Here is a 19,692-nt window from a genome sequence, read left to right on the forward strand (position 1 = left end):
ATTTAGGGCCCTAGCTGAGTGCCCGTATACTGCCCAGCATGAAACTGGCGATTGTGGGCGTGGGAAAACTGGGTTTGGCGATTTTGGAAGGGGTCTTGTCACGCGGTCTGCTGCAACCCGCAGACATCGGCATCATGGACACCAACGCGGAGCGGCTTTCCATGATCGCCGAGCGGCTCGGCACGCCCGTTTTGCCGGTGGGCGAGCTGGGCGGCGCGGAGCGGGTGTTGATCAGTTTGCAGCCCCGCGTCTTTCCGGAGGCCAGTGAGTGGCTGCGGCAACCCGGTACAGGCTACATCAGCACCATGGCGGGCGTCAGCGTAGCGACCCTCTCCAAACGCCTCCTCACCGAGCGGGTGGTGCGGGTGATGCCCAATCTGGGGGCCACCATCGGGCAGTCGCAAACCGCCATTACGGGTCTGGACGAAGCCCAGCAGAGCGGCGACATGCAGTACGCCCATGAGGTCTTCGGCTCGGTTGGGCAGGTCTATGACCTCGCTGAGCATTTATTCAACGCTTTTACCGGTATGGTCGGTTCCGGCCCCGGTTACCTGGCGGTCATTGCCGACGCGCTGGCCGACGGCGGCGTGCGGATGGGCCTGCCCCGCGCTCTGGCCCACGAACTGGCCGCCCGGCTGTTCAGCACCAGCGGCGGGCTACTGCTTCAGCGGGCGCATCCGGCCATGCTCAAAGACGAAGTCTCCAGCCCCGGCGGAACCACCATCGCGGGTCTAGAAGTGCTGGAAAGCAGCGGCGTGCGCGGCGCGATCATCAGCACGGTGGTGGCCGCCACTCTCAGGAGCGCCGAGTTGGGACGCGATCAGGAGTAACACGGATTTTGGCCCGTTTTGTGCATCTCAAGTCAGAGTGCCTCAGCTACAGTGGAAGGCATGAAACGCGGCCTTCTGCTCGCCCCTCTCCTGGCCTCGCTGCTTTCCAGCACGGTGCTGGCGGCGGGGAATTATTTCCCCAATGCGCCCTCGACGATTTGGCGCTACAGCAGCGGCGAAACGCAAGTGATCGGCCAGCCCGTCACCGTCAACGGTGTGAGCGTCATTCCCACTGCCCACCAGATCGGAGGAACCACCGTCTCCGAAGATTTGCTGGAATACCGGGGCGGCGGCGTGTACCTGCGCGGCGTCAGAATTGGCAAGCAAGTCATCTGGTATACCCCGCCGCTGACGGTCTACCCGTCCTCGCCGCTGAGCTTGGGCCAGCGCTGGGAGAGCAGCAGCGGGGGCCTCAAGCTCAGCAGCCGGGTGATGGGCAATGAGCCACTGAGCTTGCCTGCCGGAAATTTCAACGCCCTGCTGATTCGCAGCGACGTGAGCAGCGGCAAGAGCACCTCCACCCAGTACAGCTACTTCGTGCCGGGGTTGGGCGTGGTGCGCTATCAGGCGGCAGGCGGGCAAGTGGTGGACTTGGTGAAGTGAGGAGTGGCGTCTTGTAAGGCGTCCGTTCATGACGATGGAGGAGTGGCGTCCTGAAGGGCGTCTATTCACGACGAGAGGAGCGGGCGTCGCTGGACGCATCCCACTTTTCTCAGCCGCCCTTCTCGGCCTTTTTCTTGCGGCGCTTGAAGCCGAACAAGTCGATATACATTTTGGTGCGGTAACGCGCTCCCTTCCAAAAGCCGCGCTTTTTTTCTTTCATGACCTGCTTGAGATTGGGGAGTTCGACGTAGTCCCATTTGATGTGCTGCTCTTTGAGGGCCGCCGTGATCGCCGGTTCGGGCCACCGCTCCGCGCCGAGGTGCGGCACCGAAAGCAGCCACGCCCGCGCACAGGCCCGCTGTCCGCTGAGGTGCGGCGTCAGCTTGTTGCCGAGGTCGGTGATCAGGCCGCCGCCGTCAAAAATGCCGATGCTCATGCCGAGCTTGCCAGACAGCACCGGACTCAGCAAAATGTCCAGGTGCTCGCGCTTAAGGCCCACCAAGTCGGCGTCGAGCATCACCACATAATCGGCGGTGGTGGCCTGAAGCGCGGCTTTGAGGGCTGGCCCTTTGCCCGCATTGTGAGGCAGCTCGACCACCTGAGCGCCCGCCGCCCGCGCGACTTCGGCGGTGTTGTCGGTGCTGCCGTCGGAGGCCACCACCACGTCGCCGGTTAAGCTCAAAGCCGCCTGAATCACGTCTGTTACGGTTTCAGCTTCGTTGAAGGCGGGAATGACGACGGCGACACTTGGCACACGGTCATGGTACACGCAAACCGCACGGCTGGGGCCGTAGCCTTCAGCACAAAAAACAGAGAACAGCGCGGGGCCATTCTCTGTTTTCGCTCTGTCTAAAGCGGGCGTTTAGTTGGTTTTGGTGTCTTTGCCAGCGTCGGTTTTGCCCGTCTCGGCACTCTGCGTATCTGCTTTGGGTTCCGGTGAAGTCGTGGGTGCAGGAGTCGCCGGTGCCGCCGCCGGAGCGTCGGGAGCGACCGAAGCGCCCGCTGCGCTGCCGGTGGCCTGAGACGGCTTGGGCGAGGGCGCGGCGGCGGCGGGAGCATGGTTGACGTCTTCCATACGCTCCAGCCAAGCCGTGCCGATCAAGTTGCGGACGCTGCGGCCTGCGCCGCGCAGCCAATCCTCGGCTTCGGGGCTCACCGCTCCCACCGCGTTCAGGATGCCCTGACGCGCCGCCGGAATGCGGGCCAGCGCCACCCCGCCGCCGACCAGGAACAACACTGGCATCACGGCGCTGGTGCGGCGGCGCTTTTTGAGACCGGCCTTCTTGAGCTGCTTGTCGGTGGTTTTGGCCAGCTCTTTGTTGAGAAGCTGAATGTGCTTTTCGTACTTCTTGAGCTGCTTGCCGCCGCCTTTTTTCAAGTCCTTGAACTGGGCCTCGGCGGCTTTGAGGGCGTCCGCTTTGGCCGACTGCACTTTATTGTGCACGGTGTCTTGGGCGTCGTCGGCAAACGACAGCCAAGCGCGGCGGCCTTGCTCGGCGGTCTTACCGGCCTGCTTGGTCACTTTTTTACCTTGCTGTTTGATTTGTTTTTTGGCTTTCTTCCGCACATCTTTTTGGACGCCTTTCAGCTTCTTCTGAGCGGCTCCGCGCACGTCTTGAACTTCATCTTGAGCGGTGTCGAGGAGACCTAACCAAGTCTTCTTGGCATCTTTTTGGGTGCTGACGGCGGCTTTTTGTGTTCTCTGAGCCACTTTTTGCGCAGTCGCATGAGCAGTCTCGGCCACGCCGCCGAGTTTGTGACTCAACGTGTCCTGAACGTCGCTGGCGCTGTCCAGCAAGGCGTCCCGGCGTTTGGCAGCTTCCTGCTGAACGTCTGAGAAGCGGTCTTGCACGCTGCTCTGAACAGTGGAAGCCGTTTTGGCGGCGGCGGCAGCAGCCTCAGCGGCGCGGTGGGCGATGTCGCCGCGCAAATCTGAAGTGCTGTCAAAAAGCTGCTGGCCGCGCACGGCGGCTTGCTCGCGCACGTCGGCCAACAGACCGGGCAAATGGTCTTGGGCGTTAGCAGCGACTTTTTTGGCTTCCTCGGTGAGTTCGCTGGCCCGCACTGCGACCGTGTGGGCGGCTTGCTGGGCAGCGGGGGCCACCGTTTCGTCGAGCAAGGTATAAGCGCCCGAGGCCGCGTCCTGTACGAGTCCGGCGATTTTGGCGCGGGCCGAGGAGCTGGCCAGCAGCGCCGTTAAGCCGCCGAGCAGCAGCAAGCTACTCTTGGAAATACCGCTTTGAGGTTGGGGCATGTGTTTCTCCTTTGGGGGGTGGTCATCTGGCTTTTTTGTGCTGAGCCGCTCCTGTTGGTGGGTAGACCCAGCGCTCCATCCCACCATTGTGGGGGCAAAGATGAGAAATGAAGCTCCATTTTTCTTAGGATCAGCTTAAGAACTCATTTTTTAGCGGGTGGGAAAAGGAGAGAGGGCATTGACCTTGCCTCTCTCTCAGCGCGGCAATGATCCCAAGAAAAATTTTGAGTCAACTCCCGTTCTTCTCCCTTAATCCTGCTCACTGAGGCGGCTCTCGATGGCGCGGGCGTGGGCTTCCAAGCCTTCGGCGCGGGCCAGCACGGTGGCGGCGGGGCCGATTTGCGCCAGTTCGGCGGCGTTGACGCCAACAATGCTGATAATCGTTTGAAAATCGCGCACGTTGACCGGACTCATGAAGCGGGCGGTGCCGCCAGTCGGCATGACGTGGCTGGGGCCAGCCACATAATCGCCCAGCGCTTCCATGCTGGCCTCGCCCACAAAGACGCCGCCCGCCCGCCGCACCCCGCCCAGCAGACTCCACGGATCGCGGGTCAGGAGGCACAGGTGTTCGGGCGCGTAGAGGTTGGAGAGTTCCAGCGCTTCAGTGAGGTCACTTGCTAGCACGATCTTCATACGGCTCTGAATGCTGTCACGCGCCCAACTTCTGTTGGGTTCCGGTAAAGCTTCGAGCTGCCCGCCGATTTCGGCTTGCACTTGGGTCAGCAGTTGGCGGCTGGTGCTCACCAGAACTGGCTCAGCGCCGAGGTGCTCGGCTTGGGCCAGCAGATCGGCGGCCACGTAGCGCGGCGAAGCGGAGTCGTCGGCGATCACCAGCGTTTCGGTGGGGCCGGGCAGACTTTCGATGCCGACTTGTCCGAACACCAGTTTCTTGGCGATCACCACGAACAAATTGCCGGGGCCTGCCACCTTGTCCACCCTCGGAATACTCTCGGTGCCGTAAGCCAGCGCGGCAATCGCCTGCGCTCCGCCGACCCGGAACACCTGCGAGATGCCGAGTTCACGCGCCGCCACCACAATGGCCGGGTGAATCTGGCCGTCGCGGTTAGGCGGGGTGGTCACGATAATCTCGGGCACGCCGGCGACCAGTGCGGGCACGGCGGTGTGAATCAGGGTGCTGATCAGCGGCGCGAGGCCCCCCGGCACATACACGCCCACCCGTGAGAGGGGCCGTACCAACTGGCCCAGCGCTCCGCCCGGCCCATGATCGATCCAGCCGTGGGCAGGCTGCTTTTGGTAAAAATCGGTGACGCGCCGGATGGCCAGCCGAATGGCGGCGTGCAGTTCGGGGTCGATCTCGGCGGCAGCGATGTCCTCGTCGCTGACTTTCAGGGTGGGCCGGAAGCCGTCCACCTTTTGCGTCCAGTCGAGCAGGGCTTCGTCGCCGCGCACTTTGACGTCGGCCAGAATGCGCTCCACAACTTGTTCGGGCGTCAGGCGCTCACCGTAAAGCTGTTCGTTACGCGCCAGGACGCTTTCTGGCACGGGGATTTCGCTGAAGTTGCGGCTGAGTGCGTGCCTTGCGGCGTCGCCCTGAAGAATTTGCATCGGGTACGTCTCCTTGCGGGGTGGGGGAGGGGTGAAGTCAGCTTTGAGCCCATTGAGAAAGGCTGGGCAGCACCGGCTTCTAAGATAGCGGCGGCTGAAGTCGTCACGGCTTGGATGGCCTTTGCTGGCGCTTCTTCACAGGATCTTCACAACCGCTTCTCCTCCTCTTCACGCCCGACCCGTACTGTCGCGCTATGCCGCTTTGTGCCATGATCTCCCCCCAATACCACCGCCGCCAGTGCTTGACAAAGCAATGGTAAGTGAGTCCATACTTACTTATGGCCCGACCACGCACCATCAGCGATCAGCAAATTGTGGACGCGGCCCGTGAAGTCTTTTTGGAACATGGTTTTTCGGCCACGACCGCTGAAATCGCTCGCCGCGCCGGCGTTTCGGAAGGCACGCTTTTTAAGCGCTTTGCCACCAAGGAGGAACTGTTTGCCCAAACTGTCGGCCTGCATCACGTTCACGACTGGCACAAAGAGATGCGGGCGCTGATCGGTAGGGGCGATATGCGCTCCAACTTGGAGCAAGTTTCTTTGCTGATCGTCACGATGGCCCGTCAGGTGTTGCCGCAACTGATGATGATGTGGTCGCGCGGCCAAGTCCCGCCAGTTCATTTCAAGGGAGGCCACGACCCGGTCAGCGCCGACACGGCCGTGATCGCTCAGTATTTGCGGGCGGAAGTCGGGCTGGGCCGGTTGCGCCCGGTGGACTGCGAAGTGGTGGCCGACGCCCTGATGGGAGCGCTGACCAACCGCATTCACCGTGAACTCTTACAGGGCAGCGGGATTGACGCCGAGTACTTCGTCAAGACGATGCTGGATTTCTGGTGGCCGGGCTTGGCACCGCCGGCCCCCCAAGATGCTTCATCCAAAAGTGAGTAGACACACGCTAGACCAAACCGTTAGAACAAATTGTTGCGCCCGAACTGCCTTCCCGCCCTCCTTCTTTGTTTTGACTGCTCCGCCGAGGTGAATGCGCTTGAACGCTCTCCCACGAACTTCCCCGCTTGTCCGGAGCCGCACGGCCAACCCGAATGCCGCGCTGCTGTGCGCGTCGCTGCTCGGTTCGGCGCTGTTTGGCTCTGCGCTGGCCCAAACGGCTCCGTTGGCTGCGCCGCCCGTGACGGCCACTCCCGCCGCTGCGCCCGCCCCGCCCGCCGCGCTGGTCAACCCGGTGCTGAGCTTTGACCAGGTGCAGCAGGCCATCAAAACCTCTCCCGGCTGGCGCAGCGCCGAGGAAAATTACCGCGCCGCGCAGTACAACCTCGACGCCGCCCGCGCCCGCACCGGACTCAGCCTCAGTGTGGGAGCCAGCGCGATGGCAGGCAAAACCCCGCTGGACGGCGGCGATTACAAGGCCGCTGCCACCCTGACCGGCCAAGTCGGGGCCGCCGTATTGCCGTGGGGCAGCGCCTTTGATCCGCTTCACGCCGCTGAGCGGGCGCTGAGCCGCGCCGCCCTCGATTTGCAGGAGAGCCGCCAAACGCTGCTGCTCACCGCCCTGCAAAATTATCTGGCCGCCCAGAGCGCCGCCGCCCAAGAAACCCTCACTGCTGCTCAAGCGGCGCTGGCCGCCAAGCAACTCGACGCCGCCCAAGTTCAGCGCCAAAACAACTTGCTGAGCTTGGAAGGCCTGCTCGACCGCCAGGGCAATTTGGAAAACGCCCAGGCCAGCGCCATTGCAGCACAGGCCAACCGCGAAATCACCCAGCGGCAACTGCTCAGCGATCTGGGGTTGGACGTGGGCCTGAATCTCAAGTTGGTGCTGCCCAGTCTGGCGGCCTTGCCCGACGCGCCCGCACCAGTCGAAGACTTGCTTGCCCAGGCTTTGCAGGGCCGCAGCGAAATTCAAAAAGCCGCCTCGCAACTCGAAGACGCCCGCGCCGCTGTGGTGAGTGCCCAGCGTGACCGATTGCCGGGGTTGTCGGCCAATGTCAATTACGGCGAACTCGGCGGCACGGGTGGGCGCAGCGTGAGCGGCAGCCTCGACTTCAAAACCGGCGTGACGGGCGCTCAAATCAGCTTTCCGCTCAAGGGCAGCGAAACGCCGCTTCCCACTTCGCTCTCGCTGGGCCTGAACGGCAGCTTCAACGTGCTCGGCAGTGCGGCGAGCGCGGCGATTGCCAGTGCCCAGAGCAGCCAGCGCAGCGCCGAGCTGGCCCTGCAAAGCGCCCGCACCAGCGTCGAGCTCGACGTGCGGCGCAAAGACAACGACGCGCTCAGCACCCGCCGTTTGGTGGAAGTGCAGCAGACCGCGCTGACCCGCGCCCAGACCGCGCTGGCCTCGGCCCGCGCCCGCCTGGACGCCGGACTCGGCACCGCGCTTGACGTGCAAGTTGCCGATGTGGCGGTGCAAAACGCCCAAACCAATGTTGATCAAGCCGTCAGCAACGCCTACCTCGCCAAATTGCAACTCGACAAAGCCGCCGCTCGCCTCAACGCCGCCCTCATTCTCACTGCCGGAGCCAAGCCATGACCCCACACACCCCAGTCCGTCACACCGCCAGCCGTCCCCGTCCGTTTGCCCTCAACACCTTGGCGCTGCTGGCCACCCTCAGCCTCGCGGCGCAGGCGACGGCGCAAACGAACGCCGTCACGCTCGACCTCGCCAGCGCCGTGACCCGCGCCATTGCCAACGGGCCGGACGTGAACACCAGCCGCGCCAACTTGCAAAAAGCGCAGGCCAACAGCAAAGCGGTGCAGGCCGATCCGACCAGCATCATCACCGATCAGCTGGCCGCTCAGCAGACGCTGCAAAGCGCCACGGTGGGCATTGCCAACACCAAACTCAGCGTGATGCAAACGGTGATCTCGCAGTACCTCGGCATTTACGAAGCTGACCAGCGCACCAGCCTCAACGCCGCGCAGGTTAACTTTTACAGCCGCAGCCTGCAAATTGCCCAGGCCCGGCTTGCCGCCAAAGTCGCCACCCAACTCGACGTGACCAAGGCCCAAAACAGCCTCAGCAGCAACCAGCAAGAACTGGCTGACGCCAAAGCCCAGCGCCCGATTGCCGCCGCTCAGCTTGCCAAAACCTTGGGCCTGGGCCAGACCGCCGTGACGGTCAAAGACCCGGCTGCGCCGCCCGCGCTCAGCTCCACCTTGGCTTCGCTGCAAGCCGGCCTCGATGACCGCTTGCCAGCGCTGGTGCAGGCGGCCAACGCGGTGCAGACCGCCCAACTTCAGGTCAAGGTTTCCGACAACGACTACACCCCGGCCCGCACCCTACAAGACGCCCAGACCGCGCTCAGCAATGCCCAGCGCGACCTCGACAGTGGCCGCAAAGTCGCCCTGACTGCCCTGAACGACGCTTACCGGGCCGCCCAAAACGCCCGTGAACAAGTCGGCATCAGCGCGGCCAGCTTGGCAGCCCAGCAAACCAGCCTCAATCAGGCCCAGGCCCGCCTCAAAGCTGGAACCGCCGCTGCCATTGACGTGCAAAATGCACAGGTTCTGCTGCTCTCGGCTCAATTCGCGCTGGCGCAGGCCCAAGACAACTCCTGGAAAGCGCTGGCCGCGCTCTCGGTGGCGGCGGGTAAAGATGTCACCGGCTTGGTGCAGTAATGCTTACGGCGAGCCGATTTGCAACTGCTCCGCTCGCGTTGACCTTGCTCAGCGCTGCCCTACTGCTCGGGGCCTGCACCAAGCCTGCTGCCGACACACAAAAAGCGGACGCCAAGCCCAGCACCTCCAGCACCAATAATCTGGACGCCGCGCCGCCCAAAACGAGCGCCCTCAAAGTCAGCGCCATCACGCCCAAGCAGGGCAAGCTGAACGTGAGCCGCACCTCCAGCGCCACCATCACCGCTGCCCAAGACAGCCAGGTGGCGGCCCTGACCGGCGGGGCGGTGACGCAGGTGCTGGCGGTGGCGGGCCAGAGTGTCAAAGCGGGCGACGTGGTGGTGCAGCTCGATACCTCGGCCCTGCGCCAAACCCTGGAGAGCGCCCAGCTTCAGCTGCAAAGCGCCCAGATCAATCTGGCCCAAACCCAGCGCAACACCAATCAGGGTGATCCGCAGCTTCAATCGGCGCTGGCGGCGGCTCAGGCCAACTTCGACAAAGCACAGCAAGACGTCACGGCCAACCGCAATTTGCTGAGCCTCGGCGGCATCAGCGCGGCTGATCTCAAAGCCAGTGAGGCCGCGCTGGCCCAAACCCAGTCGGCGCTCTCGCTGGCCAAAAACAACCTGACCCAAAACGGCCAGAGCGGCAGCGGCAGCCTCGCCCTGCTGCAAAATCAGGTCAAGAGCGCTCAGGTTTCGGTGGGGCAAGCGCAGGAAAACCTGACCAAAGCCAGCGTCCGCGCTCCCTTTTCCGGCACCGTGGCCAGCGTCAGTGCCAAGCTCGGCGAGTATGTCAACACCGGCACGGCCGTGTTTAGATTGGTGGACGGCAGCAGCCTGACCGCCGACTTCAATGTGTCGCCCAGCGACGCCGCCGCGCTGGTGGCTGGAAGCAAGCTCAACTTCGATTACGGCGGCAAAACCTATCTCGCCGTGATCAAGGAAGGCGACCGGGTAACGGGCAGTGACCGCCTGGTGCCGCTGACCACCCGCTTGTTCGGCGCGAGCGCCAGCAACTTGCCGGTGGGCGGCGTCGGCCAGATGCGTTACCGCGTTTCGCTGGCGTCCGGAGCCCTGCTGCCCAGCGGCGCGATTCAAAATGACAGCGGCGACAATGCTGTTTATCTGGTGGGGGGAGACGCGGCCCAGCGCCAGACCGTCAAAATTCTGGCCGAGTCGCAGGGCCAAGTGGCGGTCAGCGGCGTACCGAGCGGAGCGCAGGTCATCTATCCGGTGCCGCCGAGCCTTCAGGACGGCGCGAGTATCAAGGTCGGTGAATAAAGTATGGCGGATCAGCCCAAAGGCGATGGCGGCAACTTAATCGGCAATATGCGCTCCCGGATGAAAGCCCGACAGGAGCAGAGCGCGGCGGCTGAGTCCGTCAATTTGAGCAAGGGGAATCGAGCTGCGCCGACGGACTCCCGTTCGGCTAATACACAGCCGCCTGTCCCGCACTCCTCTGAGCCGCTGCCCAAGATCAATCCGGCCATCCGGTTCAGCGTGTCTCGCTACGTTTTCTCGATTGGCGTGTTCGTGGCCGTGGTGCTGCTGGGTCTGCTCAACACCACCCGCCTTGGCGTGGAATTGCTTCCAAACTTTGAAGTGCCGATCTTGGCGGTGTCCACCAGTTACAGCGGCGCGACGCCTGACCAGGTCGACCGTGAAATCTCGCGCAAGATCGAAGACGCCATCAGCACCATCAGCGGCGTCTCCGACATCCGCTCGACCAGCACCAGCGGCCAGAGCGCCGTGATCATCACCTTTCAAGACGGCACCAACATCGATTCGGCGGCCAACAGCGTTTCTCAGTCGGTGGCGGCCATTCGCGGCACCTTGCCCAGCGACGCCAACGCGCCGATCGTGCAAAAGTTCGATCCCAACGCCCAGCCGATTTTGACATTGGCCCTTCAGGGCGGCACGGCGCGGGCCGCCGACGTGACCACCTACGCCAGCGACGTGTTGGTGCCGCGCCTTCAGCGGGTGGCAGGCGTGGCCGACATCACCGTATCGGGCGGGCCGACCCGCCAAATTCAGGTGCTGATCGACCCGGCCAAGTTGCAAAGCTACAACCTGACTCCGGCCCGGCTGACTCAGGCCATCAGCGCCTCGGCGCTCGACCTTCCCGCCGGATCGCTGACCCAGAACGGGAACTCCATTGGCTTTTCGACCCGCAACACACCCACCAGCGTGCAGGGCGTGGGGCGCATCATCGTCGATCCGCAAACTGGCCTGACCGTCAGCGACGTGGCCACCGTGCGCGACACCTCGGCGGCCGCCACCAGTTACGCCCGCTTCAACGGCCAGCCCGCCGTGCTGCTGGGCGTCCGCAAGGCGTCGGGCACCAATTCGGTCTCGGTGGCCGACAGCGTGCGGGCCAGCATGGAAAGCGTCAAGCTGCCGCAGGGTTACAGCCTGTCGCTCTCCGAAGACTCGACCCGCACCACCCGCGCCACCGTCAATGACACCTTCAAGGAATTTTTGATCGGGATCGCGGCGGTGGGCGTGGTCGTGCTGCTGTTCTTGGGGCGGCTCAACACCGTCTTCGCGGTGGTGCTGGCCATTCCCATCTCGATCAGCGCCGCGCCGCTGCTCTATAACCTCTTCGGCTTTACCTTCAACCTGATTTCACTGCTGGCCATCATCGTGGCCATCGGCATCGTGGTCGACGACTCCATCGTGGTGGCCGAGAACGTGCAGCGCTACCGCGACCTCGGCTATGACCGACTCAAATCGGTACTTTACGGCGGCTCGGAAGTGTTTAGCGCCGTTACCGCTGCCAGCTTTTCCTTGTTGGCCGTGCTGGTGCCGCTGAGCTTCATGCCGGGTATTCTGGGTCAATTTTTCCGGCAATTTGCCATCGGCCTGATCGCCGCGATTGCCCTGAGCTGGCTGGAATCGCTGCTGTTCCTGACCGTCCGGATGGCGTACACCAGTGACCCCGACCCGATTGGCTGGCCGCAGTTTGGCCGCTTGCTGGGAAGGTTTTCTGAAATCATCAAGTGGGGCTTTGCCCGCAAGACCTTGCTGAGCGCCTGGGGCATTCTCGGCCTGGTGGTGTTCGGTATCGGGCTGGCCGTGATCTCGCGTCAGGCCGGAACCGGGCCGGTCATCTTCGTGGCGCTGCTGCTCTACCCGCTGATTATCGGCGTCGTCCGCTACGTTTTGATGGTGCTGCTGGGCCTCCTCGAAGCTGTCACCACTACGCTGCACGGCATCGTCAACGGCGCAGTTATCCGACTCGCTCGCGCTTACGCCCGCAGCGTGGCGTGGGCCTTGCCGCGCAATTTGCTGATTATTTTGCTGGCAGTGGCGTTTCTCTTTACCATCGCCATTCCGATTGGCAAGGTGGGCTTTGCCTTCGTGCCCAAGAGCGACGGCGGCATTCTGACGGCCAGCTTGACGCTGCCGGTGGGCACCAGTCTGGATCAGACCAACCGCGCCGCCCGCAAGATGGAAAGCTATTTGCTGGCCCAAAGTGAAGTCAAACTGGTTTCGACCAGCGTGGGCAGCGGCTCGCTGCAAGGCACCGGGGCCAACGGCAGTGCCGTCACCGTCACCCTCATCGACAAAAAACTGCGCCCCGGCATCGACGATTTGGTGGCCAAGTACCAAGTCGGTATCAAAAAAGCGCTGGCGGGCGTGCCGCTCGACACCCTCAGCGTGGCCGCTCAGCAAAACGGCCCCGGCGGCTCGTCGGATATCAGCTTGGCGCTCAGCGCTCCCAACCAGAGCATTCTGGAAGCCAAAAACCGTGAGCTGATGCGTCAGCTCGGACAAGACGGCAACCTCAGCAGCGCGACCAGCAGCCTGAGCGCCACCCGTCAGGAGCGCAACTTCGTGCCGAATCAGGCTCAGCTGGTCGGCTCCGGCCTGACCACTTCGGACTTGGCGCAGGCGCTGAGAAGCTACAACGATGGCAGCAAAGCCGGGAGCCTGCGTGACGGCGACAACAGCGTGGACATCGTGGTCAAGCTCGATCCCAGTTTGCTGCAAACCGAGCAGTCGCTGCTCTCGCAGACGGTGTATTCCTCGGCATTGGGAGCCAACGTGCCGCTCTCCAGCCTCGGCAGCTTCCGGCTTCAGCAAGCGCCCGCGACCCTGAACCGCTTTAACAAGGCTTACACCGCCACCATCGACATCAACCTCAAAAAGGGCGGCCCCAACGCCTTTGCGTATCAGCAAACCATTGTGAGTAACGCCACCAAAGCGGGCATTCTCGGAAACGGAGTGGCGCTGGGCAATGCTTCGAGCTTCGGCTCGGCGGGCCTGACCGGCAACTTGGTGGTCTACGGCCCCGCCGTGCTGGTGCTGGCCATCCTCATGACCTACTTGGTGCTGGGCAGCCAGTTCAACTCGTTCCGTTACCCGCTGTACTTGCTGCTGCCGGTGCCGCTGGCTATCGTCGGCGCGGTCTGGACTCTCTTTTTCTTCAAGACCTCGCTGGACGTGATTACCATTCTGGGTATGGTGATCTTGCTGGGCCTCGCCACCAAAAACTCGATTCTGTACCTCGAATTCGTGGTGGAGCGCATGAAGCACCTGCCCATCAAGGAAGCGCTGATCGAAGCCGCCGAGTTGCGCTTCCGGCCCATCATCATGACGACCATCACCGTGCTGGTGATCTCCATTCCGCTGATCTTCGGCGGTGGCGAGGGTGCGGAATTTCGGCGCGGCTTGGGCATCGTGATCATGGGCGGTGTGATTACCGGCACACTGCTGACCTTCTATGTGGTGCCGAGCGTGTTTTACCGCTTCGAGCGCAACAGGCAACAGCCGCGTGAAGTGCAGGCCGAAGTTCTGCCGAGCGGAATCGCGCCCGCGACGGACTGAGCAAAAATCTTCTTGACAGCCTCCACCTGATGAGGGGTGGAGGCTTTTTATTGACTGCCGCTCAATTGCCTGAGCGCACTGGCAAAGGTTCGAAGACTTTCTTGCTGACGCCGCCGAAATCGAGTTCACCAATAACGTTCAAGCTGGTATAAACGCGGTTGCTGCGGGCACGCACATTCAGCGGCAAGGTAAAGACGAGCTTGCTGCCCTCACGCCGGAACTTTACATTCTCGCTTCCAGTTTGCCAGCCGTCTGCGCCGCCGAGTTTGAGCTTGCCTGCCTGTCCATTTTCACGGTATTCCAGTTCGTAGTTGAAACGGGCTGAGGTTGGAAAATTTCCATTGGGTACAGTGTCGATGACCAGATCGCATAGGTGCGCCCGGCCCGCTATCAGGCCCGTCCGAACGACTCCGCTCTCGGCGTCCCGGCAAGTCGTGAAGTACCACTGGGTAAATTTGGGGGCCGCTACGCCTGAACTGGACGTCTGGGTCATGGATCGAGCCGGGACAGCGCTGGCCGCTCCTCCGCAGCCGCGCACGCCACTCCAGGCCGTGTTAAACCCGGCAGCAGGAAACAAATAAGTCAGGGCCTGACCGCCGCTGGGCCTGTTGATCCGCACCGCTAGGCGCTTGCCACTTTGCAGGCCGCGCACCAGTTGGCCGACGACCGGGCCATAAAAACCCAGACTGCGGGTCTTGAGATTGTCCCTTTCATCCACCACGCTCACCAAATCGCTGTCGCGCAGGGTGATGGCTGGATCATTGCCCAAGCGGATGGTTACAGCAGGCTTTAGACCCTGATCAAGCTGACCTTCGGTGATCAGGTCGTTTTTGCTCCGCAGCGCAGCCCACACATCAGGCTCCCCCCGGTTGGCACACTGCACCGTTAAGCGCGTGTCACCATACTGGTCGTACTGTTCGTCTATGGCTACCACACTGGTATTGACGTCGCTGATCGGGTCAAGCGAATACGAGTAGACGGTGTTGGTGCCAGCCACGCGGGTTGCGGCCAGAGTACCGGAAGTCAGTAAAAGAGCAAGGAGAGCAAGAGGTTTCATCTTGCTCTTATTTTATGTCTGAGTTGCTTACACCTTTATTCGTGCCGCTATCCTGAAGACCTATTGCCCGGAGATTAAGTTCACTCGCCTCTGGGCCACTCGCTGACCGGCACGAACTCCACGCCCTCAGCCTCGGTGCCGGTGATGCGGTACTTGTCGTCAAAATACACGGCGATTTCGCCCCGGTCAAAATGCTCGCTACTGACAATGCCTTTTCGCAGCACGTAGCCTTTGCCTTCCTCGGCCACGCCGATATGGGCCGCTTTGGTAAAGCGCAGCGTTACGGTATCGCCGTGCCGCAAAGTTCGCAGCCGCACGTTATAGACGCCGCCGCCCAAGTCTTTCACGTTGGGATTGGCGGGTGGTTTCTTGGCAAAAAGATTAAACATGGTTGCTCCTGAGTGACCAGCAGTTTAACCCGTAGAGGTTCTAGACTTCGCGCAGCAGCGCCGTCAGCAGCCGCACGTGGTCGGGCCAGCGGTCTAGGCGGATGTGTTCGTGGGCCGCGTGTGCGCCGTCGCCGGGTGCGCCGAGACCGTCGAGGGTGGGCACGAACGGCGCGGTGAAATTGCCGTCGCTGCCGCCGCCGACCACTTCCTCAGTCAAATCGAAGCCGAGGCCAGCCGCCAACTGTTTGGCCTGAGCAAAAAGCTTCATCGTGGCGGGGCTGCGCTCGAACGGTGGGCGGTTGAGCCCTCCCGAAACCTTGATCTCCACGCGGCTGTCGTGCGGCGTCAGGGCCTGCATGGCCTGAGTGATCCGCTCGCCTTCTTCCAACGTGCTGACCCGCAGATCGATTTCAAAGCGGGCTTGGGCCGGAATCACGTTGACGGCCCCGCCGCCCGACACCGCGCCCACGCTGACCGTCGTGCCTTTTTCCGGGTCGGCCAGCGCCTGCACCGCCAAAATCTGATGCGCCGCTTCGCTGATGGCGCTGGCTCCCTCGAGGGGCTTGTTGCCCGCGTGGGCCGCTACGCCGCGCAGTTCCACCAGAAAGTGCCCGACGCCTTTTCGCCCCGATTTGAGGGCGTGGCTGTCGGCCACCGGCGGCTCTATGACCAACACCACGCGGGCACGCTGAGCGGCTTGCTCGATCACGGCGCGGCTGTGGTGGCTGCCGATTTCCTCGTCGGGGGTCAGCAGCACCTCGATGCCGCCCGCCGGATAATTCCCCTCCAAGCTCCTCAGCGCGTAAAACAAGCCCACGATGCCGCCTTTCATGTCGTAACTGCCGGGGCCGTAGACCCGCATCCCCTCAACTCGGAACGGCATGTCGCTGAGGCTGCCTTGCGGCCAGACCGTATCGGCGTGGGCCAGCACCAAAACACGCTTTCGCTGTGCTGAGCCGGTGTCTTCTGAAGTCCCGAACAAAAACTGCCGTGTGCCGCCGGGCAGCGCGTGGGTGTGGGCGTTGAGGTCTTTGGCCCACTGCTCCACCGCGTCCTGCACGGTGCAGACGGCCAGCATATTGGAGGTGGGCGATTCGAGCTTGACCAACTGCTCTAAGTCGCGCAGCAAGGAGACGAGCGGCTCGGCTTGAAGGTCGGGGACTGAGGGCTGAGCAGAAGAGGTCATGCCGGTAGCTTATCCGGTTTGCGTTCAATCTGTTCTCGAAATGGTGGGATTTCATTTCGGGAGCGCCTTTCTCGGTGCCTCTTGGGCTTTCTTGCCGGCTGGGTCAGCAGGGTTTTCTTAGGGGTTTGACTGGAACTCTTATTTCTTTTGGAAGGGGAGAGGGCGGCGCGGTCACGCAAATACAAATCAGCCAAGCGCCATGCGCCGAAGACATTCAGCCTACCTACGCCTATAAAAAGAAACAGATTCGTGTGCCTTTGACTGACCACCATAAGTTTAGAGGTTAAGCAGAAGTCTCAGACTGCGCCGCACTTTCGGTGAGAAGCTCCGATAAACGCGATAGAGCGCGGCTGTATTTCTTTGCGTACCCTCCGTGCCGGTAATTGGAATCGAAGAGTTGGTTCAAGCTGACGCCCGTAAAAGCGGCGCTGAGGCCGAGGTCATAGAGTTTGTCGACAAAATGCACGAAGCGCAGGGCCACGTTTTGATCCGGCATCGGCACCAAGCCGCGCACGCCCACTGCGCTGACGCCCGAGAGCAGTTTGGCGAAGCGCGAGGGATGCACTTCGAGCAGCAGGTGGCTGAGGTCGCGGTGCAGCAGCACAGCCAGCGTGGCCTGATCTTGCCGCTGCGCCCACGCTCCGAACTCGGCGTCGCTCATGACCTGGGCGGGCGCTGCGCCGCGCTGCCGAAAATCGGGGCCGTCTAAACCGAGGTTTTCAAAGCGCGAGGCGATGCCTTTGATCTGGCGCTCGAAGTCGCGGGCATTGAAGCGGCCCTGACCGAGTGCGCCGGGTTCGGTGTTGCTGGTGGCCACCACGCTCACGCCCTGCGGCATCAGTTGGCCGAGGAAGGTATTGGCCATGTGGGTGTTGCCGGGGTCGTCGAGTTCAAATTCGTCGATCAAGAGCAGATCATGGTCTTTGAACGTCTCCACCGCCCGCGTCATGCCCAGCGCTCCGATGAGGTACATCAGTTCTTGGAAGCTCATCAGCGCCCGCTTGCCGCTTGCCGCGTGATAAGTGCTGGCCAGCAGGTGCGTTTTGCCGACCCCGAAGCCGCCGTCCAGATAAAGGCCGCGCCCCTCAGGCTTGTGGCGTTTAAAGAGCCGGAAGCCGCTGGGTTTTTGCTTGGCCTCAGCCGCGAAAACGGCCAAAGCGTCTCTGGCCCGCGCCTGTGAGGCGAAGGCCGAATTGGGCTGGTAGTTCTCGAAGCGCACCCCCTCGAAGCGGGCGCTGGGGGCCAGCCCTTCGCTGAGCTGCTGCGGCGTGAGGCTGGGGCGGCGGGCGGTGAGGTCAAGCATGGGAGGCGGCTGGTGGGGTAAGCAGGGCGGCGGCGCTCACGGCGTCTCCTGTTCTGGCGGCAAACTGGAGCGCAGCAACTGCACGTCTCCGTCTAAGGCCCACAGCACGTAAGGGCCGGTGTGGGCCGAGATCAGCACCGTCTCCAGGGCCGATAAGTGCAGCGTTTCATGGGCGGTTTCCAGTTCCAATCGCCCACTTTTGACCGTCAGGGCGTGGACACTCTGGCCGCGTGTGTGGCTCTCCAAGCGCTCGCCCGCTGCGATTTCGGCGACTTCCAAGCGGAAGTAGGGGCACTCGGCCAGCGTCGCCGCTTCCGCCGATCCCAGCTTGGGCAGGGGCAGCACCTCGGCGCTGAGGTCGGAGCGCGTCACCTTGAGCGCTTCCTCAAGGTGCAGGGTGCGCCCCTCACTGGCGGGCCGATCCCAGTCGTAGACGCGGTAGGTGGTGTCGCTGCTCTGCTGAACTTCGTAAAGCAGCGTGCCCGGCCCCAGCGCGTGCAGAGTGCCCGCCGCGATGAACACCGTGTCGCCCGCTTGCACGGCTTGTTCGTCGGCCACCTCCATCACACTGCCTCCGCCAATGGCCTGTGCCAGCGCTTCAGGCGTGGTGCCCGCTTTGACGCCCGCCAGAATCTTTGCGCCCCGGTCGGTTTTCAAAAAGTGCCACGCCTCGGTTTTGCCGAATTCGCCTTCGCCCACCAGCTCGCGGGCCTGCTCGTCGTCGGGATGCACCTGCACGCTGAGCCACTCTTCGCAGTCGAGCAACTTGATCAGCAGCGGAAAGCGCCCGCCGAAGCGCCCTGAGACGCCCTGACCCAAAAAGGTGTCGCCCAATTCAGCCAGCACGTCTTCAACGGTTTGACCCTCAAACGGCCCGCCCTCGACCTGATTGCCGTCAAACACCACCCAGGCTTCACCGACGGGCGTTTGTCCGTAAGGCACACTTTTGAGGTGCTGGCCGCCCCACACGCGGGTGTGGTACTGGGGGCGCAGTTTGTAGAGAAAAGGGGGCAGGGCGGCGTGGTGGGTCATACCGAGCAGTCTAGAGCAGTTGTTTGTTTGCTGCGGCACCTGTCGGCGGCCCAAGCGGCTTATCATGGCCCCATGAACCTACTCGCTCGAATCATTGGGATTGTCGGCGTGGTGCTGATCGTGGTGTCGCTGGCGCTGCTGTTCGGCAACGTGATCACCATCAACAAGCTCGACGCCATCGCCTCGGCGCTGCGAACGAATGTCACCACCAATCCGTCGCCCAGCGTCATGCTGACCTTTGGCCTCGGCACCATCGGCGGGCTGCTGGCAGGCGCAGGCGGGGCCATGATGGTGCGGGGACGGCGGGCATAGGGTGAAGCCGTTCAGCGACCTGCCGATGGTTGAAGATGTGCCGTCAATCTAAACGGGTCAGCACCGCCTCCACCACCTCGCTCAGACTGCCCGATACATCCGCCAACCCCAATGGGTTTTGAGCTTGCCCGGCCCGCTCCACAAAGCCCGTTTTCATGCCCACGGCCTTTGCTCCGGCGATGTCCCAGCCGTGCGCGGCGATCAGCCAACTGCCGCTTGCCTCGGCTCCGGCCCGGCGCAGACCGTACTCGTAGGCGGCTCGGTGGGGCTTGAGGTGGTGGGCTTCGTCAACCGAGAGTGCGCCGTCAAACAAGTCGTGCAGTCCAGCGTTCTTGAGTTGGGCTTCGAGTACGGCCAGCGGATTGTTGGTCAGAGCGTAGAGCCGCGCTCCGCCTTCTCGCAGACGCATTAGGGCCTCTGCGGTGTCGGGGTGTGGCGGGAGTTGACGCATGGCGGCGGCCACCTGAGCGGGCAAGTCGCTCGGTATAACTTGGCCCCGTGTTTGACCCAAAGCACTCAGGGCTGCTTCACCTAACATTTTGAAGTCGTGATAGTCGCCAATGACCGTCTGGGTCAGCGCCAGTTGCAACAGCAGCCCGAACCACTGCCTCCGCGCTCCGGCGTCGCCCAGCGCGTCTTCGAAGAGTGAATCGAGCGCCGAGAGGTCAAGCAAGGTTTCGTTGACATCCAGAAAAACGGTGGAGGCAGAGGAAGACATGGCCCAATGCTAAAGCGCCCAGGCGGCCAGTAGGGGAGGCGGCG

At 62.8% G+C, this 19,692-nt stretch carries 17 protein-coding genes; 8 read left to right on the forward strand and 9 right to left on the reverse strand.

Annotated features, from left to right (window positions below):
- Window positions 1–38 precede the first annotated feature (38 nt).
- Together proC and EHF33_RS00105 are read left to right on the forward strand one after the other, a co-directional pair.
- On the forward strand, window positions 39–830 hold the full coding sequence (gene proC, locus EHF33_RS00100; RefSeq protein WP_124867059.1) for a pyrroline-5-carboxylate reductase: 792 nt from the start codon (window positions 39–41) through the stop codon (window positions 828–830).
- 60 nt (window positions 831–890) lie between these two features.
- Complete coding sequence (locus tag EHF33_RS00105; RefSeq protein ID WP_124867060.1) at window positions 891–1,433, forward strand: hypothetical protein; 543 nt, start codon at window positions 891–893, stop codon at window positions 1,431–1,433.
- Between the two features lie 109 nt (window positions 1,434–1,542).
- On the opposite strand, the gene EHF33_RS00110 is transcribed toward EHF33_RS00105, so the two are convergent.
- The 3 genes from EHF33_RS00110 to hisD all read right to left on the reverse strand — a co-directional run bounded on the left by EHF33_RS00110 (window position 1,543) and on the right by hisD (window position 5,253).
- Window positions 1,543–2,187, reverse strand: coding sequence for a glycosyltransferase family 2 protein (locus EHF33_RS00110; RefSeq protein WP_225429895.1), 645 nt, complete (start codon window positions 2,185–2,187; stop codon window positions 1,543–1,545).
- Window positions 2,188–2,295: 108 nt separating this feature from the next.
- A complete protein-coding gene (locus EHF33_RS00115) occupies window positions 2,296–3,687 on the reverse strand; it encodes a hypothetical protein (protein WP_124867062.1) in 1,392 nt (463 codons plus the stop codon).
- A 249-nt stretch (window positions 3,688–3,936) separates the two neighbouring features.
- Window positions 3,937–5,253, reverse strand: coding sequence for a histidinol dehydrogenase (hisD, locus tag EHF33_RS00120; RefSeq protein ID WP_124867063.1), 1,317 nt, complete (start codon window positions 5,251–5,253; stop codon window positions 3,937–3,939).
- Window positions 5,254–5,531: 278 nt separating this feature from the next.
- Here hisD and EHF33_RS00125 point away from each other — a divergent pair, with 278 nt between their 5' ends.
- The 5 genes from EHF33_RS00125 (at window position 5,532) to EHF33_RS00145 (ending at window position 13,651) form a co-directional block, all read left to right on the forward strand.
- The gene (locus EHF33_RS00125) at window positions 5,532–6,140 is read left to right on the forward strand and encodes a TetR/AcrR family transcriptional regulator (protein WP_124867064.1); all 609 of its coding nucleotides are present in this window, start codon (window positions 5,532–5,534) and stop codon (window positions 6,138–6,140) included.
- A 97-nt stretch (window positions 6,141–6,237) separates the two neighbouring features.
- The gene (locus EHF33_RS00130) at window positions 6,238–7,734 is read left to right on the forward strand and encodes a TolC family protein (protein ID WP_164473362.1); all 1,497 of its coding nucleotides are present in this window, start codon (window positions 6,238–6,240) and stop codon (window positions 7,732–7,734) included.
- Window positions 7,731–8,822 carry a TolC family protein gene (locus tag EHF33_RS00135; protein WP_124867066.1) on the forward strand — a complete coding sequence of 364 codons (1,092 nt, stop codon included), beginning with the start codon at window positions 7,731–7,733 and terminating at the stop codon, window positions 8,820–8,822. Before EHF33_RS00130 ends, EHF33_RS00135 begins: the two co-directional genes overlap by 4 nt.
- Complete coding sequence (locus EHF33_RS00140; protein WP_124867067.1) at window positions 8,822–10,102, forward strand: efflux RND transporter periplasmic adaptor subunit; 1,281 nt, start codon at window positions 8,822–8,824, stop codon at window positions 10,100–10,102. The genes EHF33_RS00135 and EHF33_RS00140 overlap by 1 nt, the downstream gene beginning before the upstream one ends.
- A gap of 3 nt (window positions 10,103–10,105) precedes the next feature.
- Entirely contained in the window at window positions 10,106–13,651 is a 3,546-nt protein-coding gene (locus EHF33_RS00145) for an efflux RND transporter permease subunit (RefSeq protein ID WP_241191187.1), read from the forward strand.
- Window positions 13,652–13,712: 61 nt separating this feature from the next.
- Here EHF33_RS00145 and EHF33_RS00150 read toward each other — a convergent pair whose 3' ends face one another.
- The 5 genes from EHF33_RS00150 to EHF33_RS00170 form a co-directional block, all read right to left on the reverse strand.
- On the reverse strand, window positions 13,713–14,708 hold the full coding sequence (locus EHF33_RS00150; RefSeq protein ID WP_124867068.1) for a hypothetical protein: 996 nt from the start codon (window positions 14,706–14,708) through the stop codon (window positions 13,713–13,715).
- Between the two features lie 80 nt (window positions 14,709–14,788).
- On the reverse strand, window positions 14,789–15,097 hold the full coding sequence (locus EHF33_RS00155; protein ID WP_124867069.1) for a hypothetical protein: 309 nt from the start codon (window positions 15,095–15,097) through the stop codon (window positions 14,789–14,791).
- Window positions 15,098–15,137: 40 nt separating this feature from the next.
- On the reverse strand, window positions 15,138–16,283 hold the full coding sequence (locus tag EHF33_RS00160) for a M20 family metallopeptidase (RefSeq protein WP_124867070.1): 1,146 nt from the start codon (window positions 16,281–16,283) through the stop codon (window positions 15,138–15,140).
- Window positions 16,284–16,566: 283 nt separating this feature from the next.
- Window positions 16,567–17,586 (reverse strand): cell division protein ZapE, encoded by a 1,020-nt coding sequence (gene zapE / locus EHF33_RS00165; protein WP_124867071.1) that lies wholly within the window; start codon window positions 17,584–17,586, stop codon window positions 16,567–16,569.
- A gap of 36 nt (window positions 17,587–17,622) precedes the next feature.
- Window positions 17,623–18,618, reverse strand: coding sequence for a type I phosphomannose isomerase catalytic subunit (locus EHF33_RS00170; protein ID WP_124867072.1), 996 nt, complete (start codon window positions 18,616–18,618; stop codon window positions 17,623–17,625).
- Window positions 18,619–18,690: 72 nt separating this feature from the next.
- Between EHF33_RS00170 and EHF33_RS00175 the strand changes: the two genes are divergently transcribed.
- Window positions 18,691–18,930 (forward strand): hypothetical protein, encoded by a 240-nt coding sequence (locus EHF33_RS00175; protein ID WP_124867073.1) that lies wholly within the window; start codon window positions 18,691–18,693, stop codon window positions 18,928–18,930.
- Between the two features lie 43 nt (window positions 18,931–18,973).
- On the opposite strand, the gene EHF33_RS00180 is transcribed toward EHF33_RS00175, so the two are convergent.
- Window positions 18,974–19,648 carry a haloacid dehalogenase type II gene (locus EHF33_RS00180; protein WP_124867074.1) on the reverse strand — a complete coding sequence of 225 codons (675 nt, stop codon included), beginning with the start codon at window positions 19,646–19,648 and terminating at the stop codon, window positions 18,974–18,976.
- Window positions 19,649–19,692 lie beyond the last annotated feature (44 nt).

Origin of the sequence: Deinococcus psychrotolerans, assembly GCF_003860465.1 — a bacterium.
Lineage (GTDB): Bacteria > Deinococcota > Deinococci > Deinococcales > Deinococcaceae > Deinococcus > Deinococcus psychrotolerans.

Excerpts from the sequence above, each read along its gene's own strand:
- proC (WP_124867059.1), top strand. The coding sequence starts at position 39 with ATGAAACTGGCGATTGTGGGCGTGGGAAAACTGGGTTTGGCGATTTTG.
- EHF33_RS00105 (WP_124867060.1), top strand. The coding sequence starts at position 891 with ATGAAACGCGGCCTTCTGCTCGCCCCTCTCCTGGCCTCGCTGCTTTCC.
- EHF33_RS00115 (WP_124867062.1), bottom strand. The coding sequence starts at position 3,687 with ATGCCCCAACCTCAAAGCGGTATTTCCAAGAGTAGCTTGCTGCTGCTC.
- hisD (WP_124867063.1), bottom strand. The coding sequence starts at position 5,253 with ATGCAAATTCTTCAGGGCGACGCCGCAAGGCACGCACTCAGCCGCAAC.
- EHF33_RS00125 (WP_124867064.1), top strand. The coding sequence starts at position 5,532 with ATGGCCCGACCACGCACCATCAGCGATCAGCAAATTGTGGACGCGGCC.
- EHF33_RS00135 (WP_124867066.1), top strand. The coding sequence starts at position 7,731 with ATGACCCCACACACCCCAGTCCGTCACACCGCCAGCCGTCCCCGTCCG.
- EHF33_RS00140 (WP_124867067.1), top strand. The coding sequence starts at position 8,822 with ATGCTTACGGCGAGCCGATTTGCAACTGCTCCGCTCGCGTTGACCTTG.
- EHF33_RS00145 (WP_241191187.1), top strand. The coding sequence starts at position 10,106 with ATGGCGGATCAGCCCAAAGGCGATGGCGGCAACTTAATCGGCAATATG.
- EHF33_RS00150 (WP_124867068.1), bottom strand. The coding sequence starts at position 14,708 with ATGAAACCTCTTGCTCTCCTTGCTCTTTTACTGACTTCCGGTACTCTG.
- EHF33_RS00155 (WP_124867069.1), bottom strand. The coding sequence starts at position 15,097 with ATGTTTAATCTTTTTGCCAAGAAACCACCCGCCAATCCCAACGTGAAA.
- EHF33_RS00160 (WP_124867070.1), bottom strand. The coding sequence starts at position 16,283 with ATGACCTCTTCTGCTCAGCCCTCAGTCCCCGACCTTCAAGCCGAGCCG.
- zapE (WP_124867071.1), bottom strand. The coding sequence starts at position 17,586 with ATGCTTGACCTCACCGCCCGCCGCCCCAGCCTCACGCCGCAGCAGCTC.
- EHF33_RS00170 (WP_124867072.1), bottom strand. The coding sequence starts at position 18,618 with ATGACCCACCACGCCGCCCTGCCCCCTTTTCTCTACAAACTGCGCCCC.
- EHF33_RS00175 (WP_124867073.1), top strand. The coding sequence starts at position 18,691 with ATGAACCTACTCGCTCGAATCATTGGGATTGTCGGCGTGGTGCTGATC.
- EHF33_RS00180 (WP_124867074.1), bottom strand. The coding sequence starts at position 19,648 with ATGTCTTCCTCTGCCTCCACCGTTTTTCTGGATGTCAACGAAACCTTG.